Origin of the sequence: Collinsella aerofaciens (assembly GCF_039062315.1) — a bacterium.
Lineage (GTDB): Bacteria > Actinomycetota > Coriobacteriia > Coriobacteriales > Coriobacteriaceae > Collinsella > Collinsella aerofaciens_BG.
Map to the genome: position 1 here is coordinate 1 of NZ_JBCJBG010000039.1, position 1,328 is coordinate 1,328.

The following is a 1,328-nucleotide window of genomic DNA, read 5'->3' on the forward strand; positions in this document are numbered from 1 at the left end:
CAACTTCAAGGGCGCGACCAGAAGGTCAGCGCCCTTTCGTTTCACGTCACCTTGTCTCAAATGCGACCCGCTCGCTGACTCTGCCATTACATCGGTGTTGCCGTGGTTGTTGAGTAGTCATTGGGCACTTGGCACTTGGGGACGTTCCTTTTAATATGAGCAGGACATTGTCAAGAGGCAAAATCGGGCCTGGCCCCAACGATATGGGGTCAGGCCCTCTCCCTATATCAGCCCGTCCGCGGCGACCTCGGCGTGTCTTACCGACGCTCGTCTTTGCAGTTTAATATCCGCCCGCGGCGATCTCTCGCTGGGCAATCCGTTGCTACGGCTGAGGCTTCTACGTCGAACCGACAGTCTGTGCACGCGTGTGGCGCCCTGGGCGCTCGCAGAAAAGGGACCTGAGGTTCGCCTCAACGGCTTCGGATCGAACCGCTTCCGGGGTGACTGGCTTATGTGCGGGGGACCGGCCCCCCTACGCCTCCTCGGCCATGAGGCCGACCGCCCACACCCAGCAGGCGAGCTCGCGCGCCGTGGCCACGTTCGCCTTGTTGCCGTGGACCCCGCGCGCGAGCAGCGCCTCCCGCCTCTCGACCAGCCTCCGCACGCCCTTGGCGGCATGCCTCCGGGCGACCCGGTCCGGGGCCTGGCCCTTGGCGAGGTCCTTCGGCCGCCCCGAGCACGTCAGGTAGTGCCACGCGGCCTCGACCAGCGCCTTCCTCAGGTGCTTGTTGCCTGCCTTGGTGATCGCGCCCCTGCGGTCGCTCTCCCCGCTGGAGTGCTCGGAGGGCGTCAGGCCGACCCATGCGGCGAACGACCGGGCGTTCCTGAACCTCGAGAACTCGCCGGCCTCGAACACGAGGTCGGCGGCCGTCGCGGTGTCGACGCCCTTGAGCAGCGCAGGGAGTCGACCCTCCTCCTCCATCTGGGCTTGCGGGCCTCGGCCTCGACGAGCCCCTCGAGCCGCGCCTTCTCCTCCGCCGCCCGCCTGACCGCGTCGACGTAGTAGGCGAGCACGTCGTTGTCGGCCCCCTCCGCGAACCTAATCGACTCGATCCAGGACCAGTGCGCCCGGGTCCAGTTGCCCTTCCTGCGGCCGGTGGGCGTCCTCTCGTCGAAGGCGAGCCCGTGCCTGAGCAGGAACTTGGAGAGCCGCTGCTTCGCGCGCGAGAGGTCGTCCCTCGCGTCCTCGAGCGCCCTGGTCAGGTCGCGGGCGGCCTCGCACTCGTCGTCGGGGACCCACACCTCGACGACGTGTTAGCGTCAATCTATTTTTCACCAGTTTCGCTAAACAGGCGCGCCGTTCGCGCAAAGGCGGTTTCACCGGTTGC

The 1,328-nt window shown here is 66.7% G+C and carries 2 protein-coding genes; one reads left to right on the plus strand and one right to left on the minus strand.

Going from position 1 to position 1,328, the window contains the following annotated elements:
• Nucleotides 1-472: 472 nt before the first annotated feature.
• Complete coding sequence (locus tag ABCP74_RS09400) at nt 473-922, minus strand: transposase (protein ID WP_343102202.1); 450 nt, start codon at nt 920-922, stop codon at nt 473-475.
• 203 nt (nt 923-1,125) lie between these two features.
• Between ABCP74_RS09400 and ABCP74_RS09405 the strand changes: the two genes are divergently transcribed.
• On the plus strand, nt 1,126-1,328 hold a 203-nt coding region (locus ABCP74_RS09405), incomplete at its 3' end, for a hypothetical protein (RefSeq protein ID WP_343102203.1).